The following is a 13,858-nucleotide window of genomic DNA, read 5'->3' on the forward strand; positions in this document are numbered from 1 at the left end:
CCTGGTCAGGGTGGCTGGCCGCGACGGCTGAGTCCCCCCAGCGAGAAGCCCCGCCGCTGGCCGCGGTGGGGCTTCGGTTGCGCTGCGGGGAGGCTCAGGCAGCCCCGAACTCACCACGCTTCACGGCTTCCACGAACGACGCGAAGGCGCTCGCGGAGAAGGCCAGGGCGGGGCCGTCGGGGTCCTTGGAGTCCCGGACGGGGACGACGCCGCGAGCGGTGACGAGGTTCGAGGCAACCTCCACACAGGCGCCGCCGTTGTTGCTGTAGGAGGACTTGAACCACTGGAGTCCGGTGGGGTTCAGAGCGGTACCCAATGCGTGCTCCTCCGTGATCGAAGCGATCAGGTCGAGTGCCCCGGCAATCCCCGGCTGACGAAAGCCCGAATTGGCTGCCGCGACACACGATGCTGGCACGGCCCCAGGGCGCGCGGAAGTAGCGGGGAAGCCCCGCCGCTGGCCGCGGTGGGGCCTCGGTCGCGCGGAGGGGAGGCTCAGCCCTGCCCGAACTCCCCACGCTTTACGGCGTCCACGAAGGACACGAACGCGGTCGCGGAGAAAGCCAGGGCGGGCCCGTCGGGGTCCTTGGAGTCCCGGACGGGGACCACGCCGCGCGCGGCGACGAGGTTCGCGGCGACCTCGATGCACTGGCCGCCGTTGTCACTGTAGGAGGACTTGAACCACTGGAGTCCGGTGGGGTTCAGAGCGGTACCCAATGCGTGCTCCTCCGTGATCGAAGCGATCAGGTCGAGTGCCCCGGCAATCCCCGGCTAACGAAAGCCCGAATTGGCTGCCGCGACACACGATGCTGGCACGGCCCCAGGGCGTGCGGAAGTAGCGGGGAAGCCCCTCCGCTGGCCGCGGTGGGGCTTCGGTCGCGCGGAGGGGGGCTCAGGCAGCCCCGAACTCCCCACGCTTCACGGCATCCACGAACGACGTGAACGCGGTCGCGGAGAAGGCCAGGGCCGGGCCATCGGGGTCCTTGGAGTCCCGGACGGGGACCACGCCATGAGCCACTGCGTACGACGGCGCCCACTCCACACACTCACCGCCGTTGGCCTGGCTGTAGCTCGACCTTGTCCAGTCTGCATCCGAGATGGGGGCGTAGGTCATGAGTAACAGTCCTTCACGATGGAGTCGATCAACTCTGCTGACTCGTCCGGCGGACAGGCCATGGCCATAAGCAGATCATAGGCATCCTGGGACGTCACCACGTCGTCCTGCTCGGCCAGGATGTACCGACTCCGGCCGTGCCGGAGATGGCCGCCGGTGTGGTGGTCCGGACCCTTGGGCCGGACGACCCCGCGCTACCGAGCGCGCTGGCCGTTCCCCATCTGGCCTTCGCCGAGCCCGGCACCGGGAGCGGGGTGGCCGGCCTGGCGGAACTGGGCGAGGCGGTGCGCGGCCTGGCCGGCGATGGGTCGGTGGAGAGCGCGGCGGAACGCATCCTCGCGGGCCGGGCGTGCGTTGCCGCCTCGGTGGAGGACGGCATCGCGCTGTGCGCTGGTCAGCACCAGCCGGTCGGGGCGGTCACCGAGATCGTCGGGGTCGGGACGTTGCCGACCGCGCGCCGTCGGGGACTTGGGCATGCGGTCACCGCGGCCCTGGTGGCCGACGCCCGGTCGCGAGGCGTCGAGACCGTCTTCTTGTCCGCGGGCGACGATGACGTGGCCCGGATCTACGCCCGCCTCGGCTTCCGCACCGTGGCCACGACCCTGATCGTCGAGCCCGTGGAGTAGCCGGGGACATCCCACCTGGTCAGGGTGGCTGGCCGCGACGGCTGAGTCCCCCCAGCGAGAAGCCCCGCCGCTGGCCGCGGTGGGGCTTCGATTGTGCTGCGGCGAGACTCAGGCAGCCCCGAACTCCCCGCGCTTCACAGCGTCCACGAACGACGCGAACGCGGTGGCGGAGAAGGCCAGAGCCGGGCCGTCGGGGTCCTTGGAGTCCCGGACGGGGACGACGCCGCGAGCGGTGACGAGGTTCGCGGCAACCTCCACACAGGCGCCGCCGTTGCTGCTGTAGGAGGACTTGAACCAGCGGGGGGAGTCGGTCGTCGTCACTGGGTGCCCTTTCGCAACTGCTTGATCATGTCGACGGATGCCGCTTGAGAAAGTGCTTCGGCCTGTAGCTGATGGTAGGCGGTCAACAGAGGCTGTACGAGCCTCATATCTCGCTCCAACCTGCCCTGCTGGGCAGACTCCGCATAGGCAAGCTGAGCCCGGTCCGGAAGCGTCAGCAGGTGAACGGGCAAGTCGAACGCGCGACGTTCGCCGAGTTCATACGGAGCCACCTGCAGGACTGTGGACGGCAACTCGGCGAAGGCAACGAGCCATTCCAACTGCGCCGCCATGACTGCGGGGCCGCCTACCTGTCGCCTGATGCAACTCTCGTCCAGGACGGCAAAGATCATCGGTCGCGGAGTCCGCTCGAGGGAAGCCTGTCGCCTTGCGAGTAGGGACAGCCGTTCCTCTGCCTGCTGCTCCGTGATCGCACCACGGCGGACGGCACCGGCTGTGATGGCTGCGGCATAGTCCGGGGTCTGCAGCAGCCCAGGGATGATGCCCAGCTCAAAGAGCCTGATCTCTGCTGCGCGCACCTCATGGGTGACGAACTCCGGGAATCCCTCAAGTATTGCGCTGTTCCGTGCGGCCCGCCCCTGCCGCGACAGCTGGTCGCCCGTGCCGAACACCCTGTCAGCACTAGCCGAAAAATGGGGAGTTGGAGGGCGTCGACCAGTTTCAACGGCCGAAATGTGGGTTCCAGAGAACCCCATCCGATCCCCCAGCTCGTCCTGCGTCCAGCCGCGCTCATCCCTCAGTGCACGTAATCGCTGCCCGAAGCGAGCTCCGGGCGACTCGTCAGGGTCCAGCTCCTTGCGGTTCACCATCCTGGCAACCAACTCCCCGCTCAAATCGTGCAAGTTGAAGACAGTCCCACTGTAGGTCACGCTGAACGTCCTTCGTAGTGGAATCGCTACAGAGAGGAGCGGACGTGGCCAGTGAGACCGCAACCCCGCGGGTTGTCCCCATGCCGAGGCTTGAGCACGTGCCCTTGGAGGACCACAGCGAGTACACGGCCCCGGCGAGGCGGCAGGAATCGGCCCGAGGGGGCAACGCCCACCCTCATCCAGACGCGGACCTGCCGTGAGGCGCCGACTCTGGCTAAGGCTCGAACTGTGGTGGTACTCGCAGGGGTGCTTCTCGTGGCCGATGCGACTCGTCAGCCGGACCGCCCGCAGGAAACACCGGGAAGCGCTGTCGACCGCCGATGAAATCAAGAACGTTTTCGCCGAACTGAACGCCGAATTGGTCGCCTTGGAGGAAGAGAGGCTGGCGAGGCTCGAAGAAGGCTTGCGGCGGCTCTTTTCCGAGGAAGAGAACGGACGAGGGATGAGCAGATCCGTACACCGCTACGTGGACTTCACGATTTCGTGGGACCCGGAGACCGAGATCAACCGCGCCGTCACCTGCGTATCCGGTGATCTGAGCGACTGCGGGGCGTCCTCCGGCTGGCTCGGGACCGAAGACGAGATCGTGGACTGGATGACACGGCACACCCGGGACACCCGCCACCTGCGGTACTCCCGCACCATGCAGGACATCGCGGTGATGCTTCCTCCGGGTGGCATGCCGAAGGGCGTCACGCACACCTTGCCGGATGGGTGGGTGCCGCCGGGCGGTGCCGGCGCGTGAGCAGGTCCAAGTCGGCGCGGCTGCGGGCCGCCCGTGGCGCGGTGGTCGCCGCCAGGGCCACCGTCGTACGCCAGTACCTGGAGGGCGCGTCCCTGTCGGCGCTCGGCACCTTCTACGGGTGCGGAGGCCGCTGGCTGTCCGCGAGATTCGATGAGTGGGGCGTACCGAAGCGAAGCCCGGCGGAGCAGATCCGCCTCAACAACTCCGGAGTGCGGCTCCCGCGGCGCCTATCCACTGGACGCCTCCGGTGACCAGCTCCGTCCTCCGCCGGGTGACACGGATTGAGGCTCCCCCGGCCTGTCATTCCGACCCCGGCGGAGGGCGGACCACCCAAGCCCGGCCCGCTCCCCCATCGCACGGAGAACGATCTGAGAGGAGGGGACGACATGCACGGCCTGATCCCCTGTCTGCTGCTCGCCCTCGCGGTGTTCCACCGGACACCACCCCGCACCCCCGCCAAGCACGCGGCCAGGCCGGGCGCCTTACCGGTCGTGCGGCGAGCCGTGCTGTCCCCGTCCGGACCGTGGGGCAAGCCCTGGCCGACCCCGCCCCCGGCGCACCTCGCCGGTCGGCAGGCGCCGATCACCGAGGAAGGGGCGATCGTCCGCGCGTACTACCTGCGGCACCTGGACGAGGAGCGCGCCATCGCCCGGCGCCGCCGCGAGCTGTGGTGGGCGACGCGGCTGAACACGGACTTCCCCGGCGTCCGGCTGCGCAGGCACAACGAGGTGGTCCGCTGGAACGCCACGGGGAAGGTCAACGCACGGTGAACGACCACACGTCTTCGACTCCGCGGCGCGAACCGCGCGAGGAGGGTTCGGACCGGCCGAGCCTGGCGGAGCTCATGCGGCGGGGAGACGCGCTGGCCGAGCAGGTCCGCCGGCACCTGGGGAAAGGGCCGGCGGAACCCGGGGACCGTCCCCGCTGGCTGATCGCGCCCATTCCCGAACGCGGGCTGCACCGTACGAAGGACGGCGACTTCTCGCTGTCCTTCCAGATCAGCTGCGGGGGCGAGCACATGGCCCTCGCGCCGCTCACGCTCACCCCCGAGGAGGCGGAGCAGCTGCACGCGGCGCTCTGCTACGCGCTGGACGGGCTGCCCGTCCCCGACTTCGCCCCGGAGTGCCGGAACTCCATCCAGCGGCGGCCCGGCGGCCGTGGCTACTGACCGCCCAGCAGCACCGCTTCCCCTGCCTCATCGGCCTCGCGCTCGTGCCGCGGCGGCGCCAGTGCGGCGGCGATGACCAGGGCGCCGACCGCGCACACGGCCGCCGTGCCGTACAGCGCGAGGTGCAGGGCGTGGGTGAACGCGGCGGCCAGTGCGTCGGACCCCTTGCCGGAGATGTCCCCGGCGGCGACCTTCGCGGCCACCTCCCGGGAGTCGACGCGGGTACCGACCAGGCTGACCAGGACCGCGCCGTACACGGCGATGACGATGGCCTCGCTGCCGATGCGCAGGGTGTTGAGGAACCCGGCGGCCATGCCGGCCCGCTCCGGTTCGACCAGGCTCATCGCCGCCCCGTCGCCGATGCCGAACGACACTCCGACGCCCAGTCCGGTCAGCAGCAGCGGCCCGGCGATGGAGAGGGCGGAGGAAGAAGGGCCGATCACGGTGAGCCACGCGTTCCCGGCGGCGACCATCGCCAGGGAGGAGGGGATCAGCAGGCGGGTGGACGCGCCCCGGTTGACCAGTGCGCCGGCCAGCGGCGGAGCCAGGAGTACCGGCACGGTCATCCACAGCAGCACCGTTCCGGCGCGTTGCGGAGAGAAGCCGCCGGCACCGACCAGGTACGTGGGCAGATAGCTCAGCAGCGTCACGAAGCCGAAGGTCGTCACCACCGGCACCGTGCACAGCGCCAGGAACCGGCGGTTCCGCACCAGCGACAGGTCCAGCAGCGGGGCCGCGGCGCGCGACTGCAGGACGGCGAAGAGCACCAGCAGCGCCGCGCCGGCTCCCGACAGCGCCGGCACACCGGGGCTCGACCAGCCCCACTCCGGGCCCTGGACCACGCCCAGGACCAGGAGGCCGAGGCCGGCGACGAACACCGCGGCGCCGGTCGCGTCCAGCCGGGGACGCCGTTCGGCGCGGGACTCGGCGATGAAGCCGACGCCGGCCAGCGCCACCACCACCAGACCCGCGTGCAGCCCGAAGGTGGCGCGCCAGCCCAGGGTGCCGACCAGCCAGCCGGAGAGGGTGGGCCCAGCCGCCAGGCCGAAGCCGGCGGCGCTGCCCATGGCGGCGAATGCCCGGGTGCGCGCGGCGCCCTCGAAGGCCGTGGCCAGGATCGCGCCACCACCGGCGAACACTCCCGCCGAGCCGATGCCGGACAGCGCGCGGGCGAGGTCCAGCAGGACGATGCCGGGTGCGGCGACCGCGGCGAGCGAGCCCGCGGCGAACACCGCGGCGCCGGCCGCGAAGGTCCGGCGGCGGCCCCACAGGTCGGCCGCGGAACCGGCGACCAGCATGAACGAGGCGAACGTCAGGTTGTAGGCGTTCATGACCCATTGCAGCGGCGCACCCGCGGTGTGCAGGTCCTCGCCGATGTCGGGCAGGGCGACGGCCGCTCCGGAGATGGACATCGGCACGGTGACGAAGGCCAGCAGCACCACCGTCAGCGTGATCACCGGTCGGGAACGGCCCGTTGGGGCGGTAGTCACGAGTTCAGGCTCCTTGGAGGGAATTCGATCAGCACGATCAGCCACGAGCAGCCGCGGTCGGCCACGGTCGGCCACGGTCGGCCACTGAGGGGACAGTGCCACTGAGTGGCACAAGCTGTCAAAGCGCAAAAGCTCCCGGGCAGTAGACTCCTGGGCGTGAGTGATGATCTGCGCGAACTGCCGCTGCGCGAACGGAAGAAGCTGCGCACCCGCAGGGCCCTGTCCGAGACCGCACTCCACCTGTTCACCGAGAACGGGTACGACGCCACCACGCTGGACCAGCTGTGCGACGCGGTGGAGGTGTCCAAGCGGACGTTCTTCCGGAACTACCGCTCCAAGGAGGACGTGGCGCTGGCCGCCGACAGCGATCTGTGGTCGGCTTACCTGGAGCAGGTGGCCACCCTGCCGATGGACGGGCCGCTCCTCGACGCGCTCCGCTCGGCGCTGGACACCACCCTCGGCGCCATGGACCCGGACTGGGAGCGCCGCTTCCTGGCCACCCGCGAGCTGTCCGAGGCCGTCCCCGCGCTCCGGGCACACAGCCTGGGCTACTGCCAGGACACCACCTGCGCCCTGGTCACCACGGTGATCGGCGCCGCCGGCACCGAGGTCGACGAGGAGCGCCTGCGGCTGACCGTGGAGATCTTCGTCGCCGCCTGGCGCACGGCCTCACTGCGCTGGACGGCGCAGGCGGGCCAGGGAGGCCGTGAGGGCCTGATGCGGCGCATCGAGGAGACCTTCGCCAAGCTCCCCGAGGCGCTGACGGCCGCCGTCCAGTAGTCACGCGATCGGTCGGACAGAGGCTCCTGCCCCGGCAGCGACCCGCGCCCTGCGCCGGCGCCGGCGCCGGCCAGGATGCCCCACGTGAGGCTCTGCCCGCGGTGAAGGCGGGGCGCGGACGGTGGCCGTTCGGGTGAGGTCGGCGAGTCGCCAACCCGGCAAACCGTCCAAAATAAGACATATCTATTACTTTGCGGCCATGAAACGTACTTGTATGCGGTTGACCGGTGTGCCGGCCACGGTCGCCGCGCTTCTCCTCGTTCCGCTGCCGCAGACCATCGCCGCGGCTGCGCAGGTGCCCGATTCTCAGACATTCGTCTTCACCGACGGCGCCCCGCAGGAGTTCACCGTTCCGTCCGGTGTCTGCGAACTGCATGTCGAGGCCGCCGGCGCGCAGGGCGGCAGCGGGCAGTACGGCATCGCGGGCGGTCTGGGTGCCGGAGTCTCGGCTGACGTGGACGTGACGCCAGGGCAGATCCTGACCGTCGATGTGGGCGAGGCGGGACACGGCGGGGATGACAGCGAAGGTCCGGACCGCACCAGGGGCGGTCACGGCGGCGGCGGGGACGGCGGGGCCTATGTGGCCGGGGGCCAGATCAGCGGTATCGCCGCGGGGGGTGGCGGCGGCCGTACGGTTGTCAGCTCCGGGGCGACCTCGCTGATCGTGGCGGGCGGTGGAGGGGGCGGCGGCGCCACCTTCTTCTCCACGGAGCCGGTCGGCGGGGCCGGCGGCGAGTTCGGAGAACCGGGCGTCGGCCTGCCCGGTGACGAGGAGGGCAAGCCGGGTCGGCCGGGCGGTGAGGGCGGCCAAGGCGGCGTCAACGTCCCGGTGCAGGTGCCACCCAACGGTGAGAACGGCTTCGACGCCCAGGGGCCGCAGGGCGGCGCGGGCGGCGACAGCATCCTCGACCCGCACGGTGGCGCGGGCGGTGGCGGAGGCGGCGGTGCGACCGGCGGAGGAGGTGGCGCGGCCTCACCCACCGCTTACAACAGCGGCGCGGGCGGGGGCGGCGGTTCCAGTACGGGTCCCGTGGGCGCCACCTTCACCACCGGTACCCGCGCCGGGAACGGCGAGGTGACCTTCGCCTGGGAGCCCTGTACGACACCGCCTCCGGGGACCGGCGCACTGACCGCCGTGAAGCGGGACTCCAGGACCGGCAAGCGCCTGGCCGGTGCGGTTCTCGAGCTGTGGCAGGAGACCAACGACATCCCGGGTCTCCAGACGACCGGCCCCAACCCCGATACGGCCGTCGGGTCGCCGTGCACGACCGGAAGGAACGGTGTCTGCTCCTTCCCGGACCTGCCCACGGGTGACTTCTACGTCCGCGAGACCAAGGCCCCGCCCGGCTACGCCCTGCCGCGCCCGGCCGTGACCGGGCCCATCCGGATCAACGGCCAAAAGGTCACGATCCGGATCAACAACACCTGCAGGGTCCATCAGCACGAGGGCCGCACGTGCGAGGGCCACAAGCACGGAGGCCACAAGCACAACGGGGGCCACAAGCACGGAGGCCACAAGCACGGGGCACGACACCAGGGCCGCAAGTAACCCCACCGCCCCGAGGTCGCCGGTTCTCCTCCGGCGTCCGTGCTCTCGACAGCCCGGCTCACCGCTGATCACATCGGCAGCGGCGAGCCGGGCTTGGACTTGCCGGCGCCGCCGCCGCGAACCTCTGCCGGATCGGCACCCAGGACGTGTCGGCGCCGGTCGCGGCGATCACATTTGACCTCAAGGTCAAAAACGGTGCTACGGTGCCGCCATGGGAAGGCCGAAGCAGTTCGATCCGGACGTGGCGGTGGAGCGCGCGATGGGCGTGTTCTGGCGCAAGGGGTACGCGGCGACGACGCCTCAGGACCTCGTGGACGAGATCGGCATCGGCAAGGGCAGCCTGTACAACACCTTCGGCAGCAAGCACGCGCTGTTCGAGCGGGCGCTCGCGCGCTACCGCGACTCGCAGGCCGCGTGGCTGGAGGCGCTGCTCGACCACCCCGGTTCGGCGAAGGATCGACTGCGGGGTGCGCTGGAGGCGCTGGTGGAGCTCGACTTGGGCGACCCGGACCGGCGCGGCTGCCTGGCGGTCAACACCGCCGCCGAGCTGGCCACCTCGGATCCCGGAACGGCCGACACGGTGCGCAGGATGTTCGCACGTACCGAGGGCGCGTTCCGGGCGACCGTCGAAGAAGGCCAGCGGGCCGGCGAGATCTCCGGCGACCGCGACGCGGCCGCCGTGGCCGCCTGGTTGCTCGCGACGGTGATCGGCATGCGGGTGCTGGCGAAGACCGCCGAGGACGCGGATCAGTTGAGGCGGGTCGTGGACGCGGCGATGGCGTCGTTGTAGTTCGGCACCGCCGTCGGTGCGTCCTCTTTTGCGGCCTAATTTTGTACCTGTAATTCAAATATATGGGGGAGTCTGTCATGGAACTCGGCATCGCCGGGAAGACCGCCGTCGTCACCGGGGCCAGCCGGGGCGTGGGCCTCGCGATCACCCGGCAGCTCATCGCCGAAGGGGTCCGCGTGGTGGGTGCGGCCCGCACGATCACGGCCGAGCTGAAGGAGGCCGGTGCCCACCCGGTCGCGGTCGACCTGAGCACGCCGGAAGGTGCCGAGGAACTGGGGGCCCGGGCGCTCGCGGAACTCGGCGGCGTGGACATCCTGGTCAACAATCTCGGCGGCGGCGACGCGTTCACCCTCAACGGGTTCCTCGCGACCGACGACGCCCTGTGGGCGCGGAGCTTCGAGGTCAACCTGTTCGGCACGGTCCGGGTCACCCGTCGGCTGCTGCCGAGCATCCTGGAGCGCCGCGGTTCGGTGGTGAACATCTCGTCGATGAGCGCGCGCCTGCCGGGTACGGGCCCCATCGAGTACGGCGTCGCGAAGGCGGGGCTCAACGCGTTCGGCAAGGCGCTGTCCGAGGAGTTCGGCCCCCGGGGTGTGCGCGTGAACACCGTCTCCCCCGGTCCGACGCGTACCGGTATGTGGGAGGACGCCGACGGCTTCGGTGCCCGCCTCGCCGAGGCGAACGGTGTCGGGCACCACGACTTCGTGGCCGGGGTGCCCGCGGCGATGGGGATGACCACCGGCCGCATGGTGGAGGCCGACGAGGTCGCGGCCGTCGTCGCCTTCCTCGCCTCGGACCGCGCGGCGAGCGTGACCGGGGCCGATTACGTCGTCGAGGGCGGCGGCATCAAGACGGTGTGAGACGCACGAGGTGCCTGGGCCGCGGCCCGATCGACCCGGCGTCCGCGGCGGCCGCGGCTCGGGTGCCCGGCTGGGGTCGAGGTCGGCGACCGTGCCTCGGGATTCGCCGGCGGCGGGTGAGGTCCATCGCGGAGACGATGTGACGCGGCGCACAGGGAACGTTCTTCCGGGGTGCCTCCTCCTCGGGGTGTCGGTTGTCCACCAACACTCCAGGGGGATCTCGTGGTTGACATCAACGCACGGCGGCGGGCGGGCCGGGCGGTCGCCGGTCTGCTCGCCGTGGACGGGCTCGCCCATGTCTACTGGGCCACCGGGCTGACCTGGCCCGCGCCCGACCAGCGGGCGCTGTCGCTCGCCGTCATCGGTGCGGTCGTGTCCTTCGCGCCGCGTGTGGTGCTGCCGCTGGCGCTGGTGCTGTTCGGCGCCGGGGCCGCGGTCCTCGCCCGCGCGTACGGCCGGGGCGGGCGGCTCGCCGGGCTGGTGTCCCTCGCCGTGGCCGCGGGGCTCCTGGTCCGCGGGCTGGTCGGCCTGGTGTGGGCGCTCGGAGTCGGCGACGGGGCCGGCCCGGTGTTCTACTGGCTCAATCTGCTCCTCTACACCCCGCTCTGCCTCGGCTTCGGCTGGCTGTCCGCCACCCGCGTGGTCACCTTCCGGGCCCGGCCCCGCGCGGAGGTGACGGTCCCGGACGGCTGCGGACGGGCGCTCACCCCGGACCGCCCGGACCGGGTGAACCCGCTGAGGGAAGAGTTCCTCCGTGACCGATGACCGCCGGGACCGGGGGGTGGCCCTGGCACGGGCGGCGCGGGCCGGGAACACGCTCGCGCTGCACCAGCTCCTGGACCACCTCACCCCGTACATCGCCCGGATCTGCACTCCCATCGCCCTCGCCGACGGACCGGACGCCACCCAGGAGACCCTGCTCGCCGTGTTCCGGTCGCTGCGGTCCCTGAAGGATCCGCAGGCGCTGTACGGGTGGGTGCGGGCCATCGCCGTGCGGGAGGCGGTACGGATCGCCCAGCGGGCGGCGCGGGCCCACCCCGCCGAGCTGGCCGACGTACCCGAGCGCGGTGATCCGCAGCTCGCCGCGGACATCGACGACGTACTGGCCCGGCTCTCCCCTGCCCACCGGGCCGTCCTGGTGCTGCGGGACGTGGAGGGCCTGGACGAGGAGGCCGCGGCCGCGTTGCTCGGCGTCCCGGCCGGCACCGCCAAGTCCCGGCTGCACCGGGCCCGGATGAGCTTCCGAAAGGCATGGTCCTCATGACGACGCACGAGATCGACCCGGTGCAGCGGCTGCGCATCATGGCGGCCGGGGTCCGCGGCGCGCGGATCGCCGAGGAGGTGCTGCCCGCCCCGTTCGAGGAGGTGTGGGCGGTGATGGCGGACCTGGAGGGCGAGTTCGGCCGCTTCCAGCCGGACATGCGGAGGGTGCGGGTGCTGCGGGTCGCGGGAGACCGGGTCGAGGCGCTGGCCCGCAGCAAGTACGGCTTCCGCGCGCATCTGCGCGGCTTCGTCCGGCCGGGCTGGTGCTGGCTGCAGAGCCGGTTCCTGGTCATCGGGATGGCGGCAGCCCCGGTGCCGGGACCGGGCGGCGGCACCCGGGTGGCGCTGACCGGCGGTGTCCGGGTCCGCGTCCCGGCGCGGGCCCCGGCGGTCGTCCCGTACGGCACCGCGTCCGAGCTGTCCCGCGCGATGACCCGCCTCGCGGAACGGGTGGGCGACCGGCGGACGGGCCCGGCAGCGTGACCGGACGCCCGTCACGCCGATCACCGCGGGCCGATCCACCGGGGTGAGAGCGGCCCGCCTACGAGATCGGAGGGGCCGAAGTCGACCAGAGTGCGCGGCAACGGGCCAGGGCAGGGGCTGCTCCGGTGCCCTTCGGCGAGTGCTACCGGGCCCTTGAGGTGGATCGGCCCGGGGAATCCCGCGAGTCGCGATGAGTTTCGCGGTGTTCAGCGGTCGTACTGTCGAACCCGTCACCGAGGAGGACTCCATGCGCAGCGTGACCTATTCGATGAACGTCTCACTCGACGGCTACATCGTCGGGCCGGACGGCGGCTTCGACTGGACGGCGCCGGACGAGGACGTCTTCCGCTTCTGGATCGACGAGATCCGGGAGGTCGGCGTCCACCTGCTGGGGCGACGGCTGTACGAGACGATGCTGTACTGGGAGACCGCCGATCAGGATCCAACGCTCGACGACGCGGGGCGCGAGTGGACCGCGCTCTGGAACCCGCTCCCCAAGGTGGTGTTCTCCACCACGCTGACGGCGGTGCGGGGCAGTGCCCGCCTGGCTTCCGGCGGTCCGGCGGAGGAGATCGAGCGGTTGCGGGCCGAGCCGGGGGAGGGCGACATCGCGATCGGCGGCGCGACCCTGGCCGCCCAGGTGGCCGCATCGGGCCTGATCGACGAGTACCGGACCGTGGTCTACCCGGTGCTGGTCGGCGGCGGCATTCCGTTCTTCCCCCGGCACGAGCGCCGGGTGAATCTCGAACTCGTCGAGACCCGCCGCTTCGACTCGGGAGTCGTCTACCTCCGCCACCGCGTGACCCGCTGACCGGCTGCCCGCCGGGCCCCTTCACGCCTGCCGACGGCCCGGCACCGCCCGCTCGCCGTATCGTGCTGTTGACGGTCTTCCGTAAGACACGGACGCGCGAAGAACGGCAGGTGCGGCGGGCCTTGTGGGCGTAGAAGGAGTGCGAGGCATCTCACCCGACCGCGGCAACCGTCTATCACCGTACGTTCGAGGAGCTGGCGTGACCACTGGCTATCACACCTCGTGGAAGATCCCCGACGAGCGGGCGGATCCGGCCTATGTCGAAGCCGGTGCCGCCATCGCCCTGGGCCAGGCCGTCTACGACCGGCGCACCGCCCTCGGCATCAGCCAGGCTCTGCTCGCCGAACGAACCGGCCTGACCGTAGACGCCGTCGACCGCATCGAAGGCGGTGGCACCGTCCCCACGCTCCCCTTGCCGCGCACTCTCGCGATGGCGTTGGACGCCTCACTGGACGTGTCCATCGACACCGACGAGACGCGCCTCGCCTTCGTGCCGCGTGCTGCCTGAAGGTGCCGGATCTCGGGGAGACCCACCGCGTCGCCCGCGTTCGGCCAGGAGCTGGATCAGGTGGAAGACCAGTGCCGCCGTATGAGGCTTCAGGATTCGCCGGCGGCCGCGGCGCGGAGTTTGGCGGCTCGTTCCAGCGGGTCGTAGTGCGGGCCCACCCCGTCGATCAGCAGCAGGTCGCCCTCGATGTGGTCGGCGCGCAGGCGCAGGATCGCCTGGTAGGCGGGCGAGTGGTACCAGGCGCGGGCCGCGGCCAGGTCGGGGAACTCGATCAGCACCATGCTCCCGGGCCACTCCCCCTCGAGCACCTCCGCCGGAGGGCCGTGGATGACGAAGCGGCCGTGGAAGGGGTCGAGGGTGGCCTGGATCCGCTCCAGGTACTCGAGGACCTCGGGGTGGTGGCGCCGGGAGCGCAGATGGGCGAAGCCGTAGGCGGGCATGGGCGGGCTCCTTCGGGTTTCGGGGC

Annotated in this window: 21 protein-coding genes; 14 read left to right on the forward strand and 7 right to left on the reverse strand. The window is 71.4% G+C overall.

The window, feature by feature from the left end:
* Positions 1-94 precede the first annotated feature (94 nt).
* From E4099_RS05340 to E4099_RS05350, 3 genes are all read right to left on the reverse strand, one after another.
* Positions 95-316, reverse strand: a complete 222-nt coding sequence (locus E4099_RS05340; protein ID WP_245244617.1) for a DUF397 domain-containing protein — start codon at positions 314-316, stop codon at positions 95-97.
* Between the two features lie 176 nt (positions 317-492).
* On the reverse strand, positions 493-714 hold the full coding sequence (locus tag E4099_RS05345) for a DUF397 domain-containing protein (RefSeq protein WP_245244618.1): 222 nt from the start codon (positions 712-714) through the stop codon (positions 493-495).
* A gap of 175 nt (positions 715-889) precedes the next feature.
* Complete coding sequence (locus E4099_RS05350) at positions 890-1,111, reverse strand: DUF397 domain-containing protein (protein ID WP_135337767.1); 222 nt, start codon at positions 1,109-1,111, stop codon at positions 890-892.
* A gap of 146 nt (positions 1,112-1,257) precedes the next feature.
* Here E4099_RS05350 and E4099_RS05355 point away from each other — a divergent pair, with 146 nt between their 5' ends.
* A complete protein-coding gene (locus E4099_RS05355; RefSeq protein WP_135337785.1) occupies positions 1,258-1,737 on the forward strand; it encodes a GNAT family N-acetyltransferase in 480 nt (159 codons plus the stop codon).
* 108 nt (positions 1,738-1,845) lie between these two features.
* Here the strand turns inward: E4099_RS05355 and E4099_RS05360 are convergent, their stop codons facing one another.
* Both E4099_RS05360 and E4099_RS05365 read right to left on the reverse strand, forming a co-directional pair.
* Entirely contained in the window at positions 1,846-2,058 is a 213-nt protein-coding gene (locus E4099_RS05360) for a DUF397 domain-containing protein (RefSeq protein ID WP_135337768.1), read from the reverse strand.
* Positions 2,055-2,885, reverse strand: coding sequence for a helix-turn-helix domain-containing protein (locus E4099_RS05365; RefSeq protein WP_135337786.1), 831 nt, complete (start codon positions 2,883-2,885; stop codon positions 2,055-2,057). The genes E4099_RS05360 and E4099_RS05365 overlap by 4 nt, the downstream gene beginning before the upstream one ends.
* A 322-nt stretch (positions 2,886-3,207) precedes the next feature.
* Between E4099_RS05365 and E4099_RS05370 the strand changes: the two genes are divergently transcribed.
* The 4 genes from E4099_RS05370 to E4099_RS05385 all read left to right on the forward strand — a co-directional run bounded on the left by E4099_RS05370 (position 3,208) and on the right by E4099_RS05385 (position 4,858).
* On the forward strand, positions 3,208-3,690 hold the full coding sequence (locus tag E4099_RS05370) for a DUF7848 domain-containing protein (protein WP_135337769.1): 483 nt from the start codon (positions 3,208-3,210) through the stop codon (positions 3,688-3,690).
* Positions 3,687-3,941, forward strand: a complete 255-nt coding sequence (locus E4099_RS05375; protein WP_135337770.1) for a hypothetical protein — start codon at positions 3,687-3,689, stop codon at positions 3,939-3,941. The genes E4099_RS05370 and E4099_RS05375 overlap by 4 nt, the downstream gene beginning before the upstream one ends.
* Before the next feature lie 135 nt (positions 3,942-4,076).
* Positions 4,077-4,460: a hypothetical protein gene (locus E4099_RS05380; RefSeq protein ID WP_135337771.1), complete on the forward strand. Its 384-nt coding sequence runs from the start codon at positions 4,077-4,079 to the stop codon at positions 4,458-4,460.
* Positions 4,457-4,858, forward strand: coding sequence for a hypothetical protein (locus tag E4099_RS05385; protein WP_245244619.1), 402 nt, complete (start codon positions 4,457-4,459; stop codon positions 4,856-4,858). Before E4099_RS05380 ends, E4099_RS05385 begins: the two co-directional genes overlap by 4 nt.
* Here the strand turns inward: E4099_RS05385 and E4099_RS05390 are convergent.
* Entirely contained in the window at positions 4,852-6,348 is a 1,497-nt protein-coding gene (locus tag E4099_RS05390) for an MFS transporter (RefSeq protein WP_245244620.1), read from the reverse strand. The two genes, E4099_RS05385 and E4099_RS05390, sit on opposite strands and share 7 nt — an antisense overlap.
* A gap of 156 nt (positions 6,349-6,504) precedes the next feature.
* Here E4099_RS05390 and E4099_RS05395 point away from each other — a divergent pair, with 156 nt between their 5' ends.
* From E4099_RS05395 to E4099_RS05435, 9 genes are all read left to right on the forward strand, one after another.
* On the forward strand, positions 6,505-7,128 hold the full coding sequence (locus tag E4099_RS05395) for a TetR/AcrR family transcriptional regulator (RefSeq protein WP_135337772.1): 624 nt from the start codon (positions 6,505-6,507) through the stop codon (positions 7,126-7,128).
* A 199-nt stretch (positions 7,129-7,327) separates the two neighbouring features.
* The gene (locus E4099_RS05400; RefSeq protein WP_135337773.1) at positions 7,328-8,677 is read left to right on the forward strand and encodes a prealbumin-like fold domain-containing protein; all 1,350 of its coding nucleotides are present in this window, start codon (positions 7,328-7,330) and stop codon (positions 8,675-8,677) included.
* 211 nt (positions 8,678-8,888) lie between these two features.
* Positions 8,889-9,467, forward strand: coding sequence for a TetR/AcrR family transcriptional regulator (locus E4099_RS05405; protein WP_135337774.1), 579 nt, complete (start codon positions 8,889-8,891; stop codon positions 9,465-9,467).
* A 77-nt stretch (positions 9,468-9,544) separates the two neighbouring features.
* The gene (locus E4099_RS05410) at positions 9,545-10,327 is read left to right on the forward strand and encodes an SDR family oxidoreductase (protein WP_135337789.1); all 783 of its coding nucleotides are present in this window, start codon (positions 9,545-9,547) and stop codon (positions 10,325-10,327) included.
* A 222-nt stretch (positions 10,328-10,549) separates the two neighbouring features.
* A complete protein-coding gene (locus E4099_RS05415) occupies positions 10,550-11,092 on the forward strand; it encodes a DUF3995 domain-containing protein (RefSeq protein ID WP_135337775.1) in 543 nt (180 codons plus the stop codon).
* Positions 11,082-11,591: an RNA polymerase sigma factor gene (locus E4099_RS05420; protein WP_135337776.1), complete on the forward strand. Its 510-nt coding sequence runs from the start codon at positions 11,082-11,084 to the stop codon at positions 11,589-11,591. The genes E4099_RS05415 and E4099_RS05420 overlap by 11 nt, the downstream gene beginning before the upstream one ends.
* Positions 11,588-12,073: a hypothetical protein gene (locus tag E4099_RS05425; protein ID WP_245244621.1), complete on the forward strand. Its 486-nt coding sequence runs from the start codon at positions 11,588-11,590 to the stop codon at positions 12,071-12,073. The genes E4099_RS05420 and E4099_RS05425 overlap by 4 nt, the downstream gene beginning before the upstream one ends.
* A 247-nt stretch (positions 12,074-12,320) precedes the next feature.
* Entirely contained in the window at positions 12,321-12,884 is a 564-nt protein-coding gene (locus E4099_RS05430; protein ID WP_135337778.1) for a dihydrofolate reductase family protein, read from the forward strand.
* Positions 12,885-13,083: 199 nt separating this feature from the next.
* Positions 13,084-13,392, forward strand: coding sequence for a helix-turn-helix domain-containing protein (locus E4099_RS05435; protein WP_135337779.1), 309 nt, complete (start codon positions 13,084-13,086; stop codon positions 13,390-13,392).
* An 89-nt stretch (positions 13,393-13,481) separates the two neighbouring features.
* Here E4099_RS05435 and E4099_RS05440 read toward each other — a convergent pair.
* Positions 13,482-13,858, reverse strand: a 377-nt coding sequence (locus tag E4099_RS05440) for a DUF1330 domain-containing protein (protein WP_425348247.1), incomplete at its 5' end; no start/stop codon positions are given.

Source organism: Streptomyces palmae (assembly GCF_004684805.1).
GTDB classification, from domain to species: domain Bacteria; phylum Actinomycetota; class Actinomycetes; order Streptomycetales; family Streptomycetaceae; genus Streptomyces; species Streptomyces palmae.

Bases quoted from the DNA above. Each gene is read 5' to 3' on its own strand.
- E4099_RS05380 (WP_135337771.1), top strand. From the start codon at position 4,077: ATGCACGGCCTGATCCCCTGTCTGCTGCTCGCCCTCGCGGTGTTCCAC.
- E4099_RS05350 (WP_135337767.1), bottom strand. From the start codon at position 1,111: ATGACCTACGCCCCCATCTCGGATGCAGACTGGACAAGGTCGAGCTAC.
- E4099_RS05430 (WP_135337778.1), top strand. From the start codon at position 12,321: ATGCGCAGCGTGACCTATTCGATGAACGTCTCACTCGACGGCTACATC.
- E4099_RS05410 (WP_135337789.1), top strand. From the start codon at position 9,545: ATGGAACTCGGCATCGCCGGGAAGACCGCCGTCGTCACCGGGGCCAGC.
- E4099_RS05405 (WP_135337774.1), top strand. From the start codon at position 8,889: ATGGGAAGGCCGAAGCAGTTCGATCCGGACGTGGCGGTGGAGCGCGCG.
- E4099_RS05355 (WP_135337785.1), top strand. From the start codon at position 1,258: ATGGCCGCCGGTGTGGTGGTCCGGACCCTTGGGCCGGACGACCCCGCG.
- E4099_RS05370 (WP_135337769.1), top strand. From the start codon at position 3,208: ATGCGACTCGTCAGCCGGACCGCCCGCAGGAAACACCGGGAAGCGCTG.
- E4099_RS05400 (WP_135337773.1), top strand. From the start codon at position 7,328: ATGAAACGTACTTGTATGCGGTTGACCGGTGTGCCGGCCACGGTCGCC.
- E4099_RS05425 (WP_245244621.1), top strand. From the start codon at position 11,588: ATGACGACGCACGAGATCGACCCGGTGCAGCGGCTGCGCATCATGGCG.
- E4099_RS05365 (WP_135337786.1), bottom strand. From the start codon at position 2,885: ATGGTGAACCGCAAGGAGCTGGACCCTGACGAGTCGCCCGGAGCTCGC.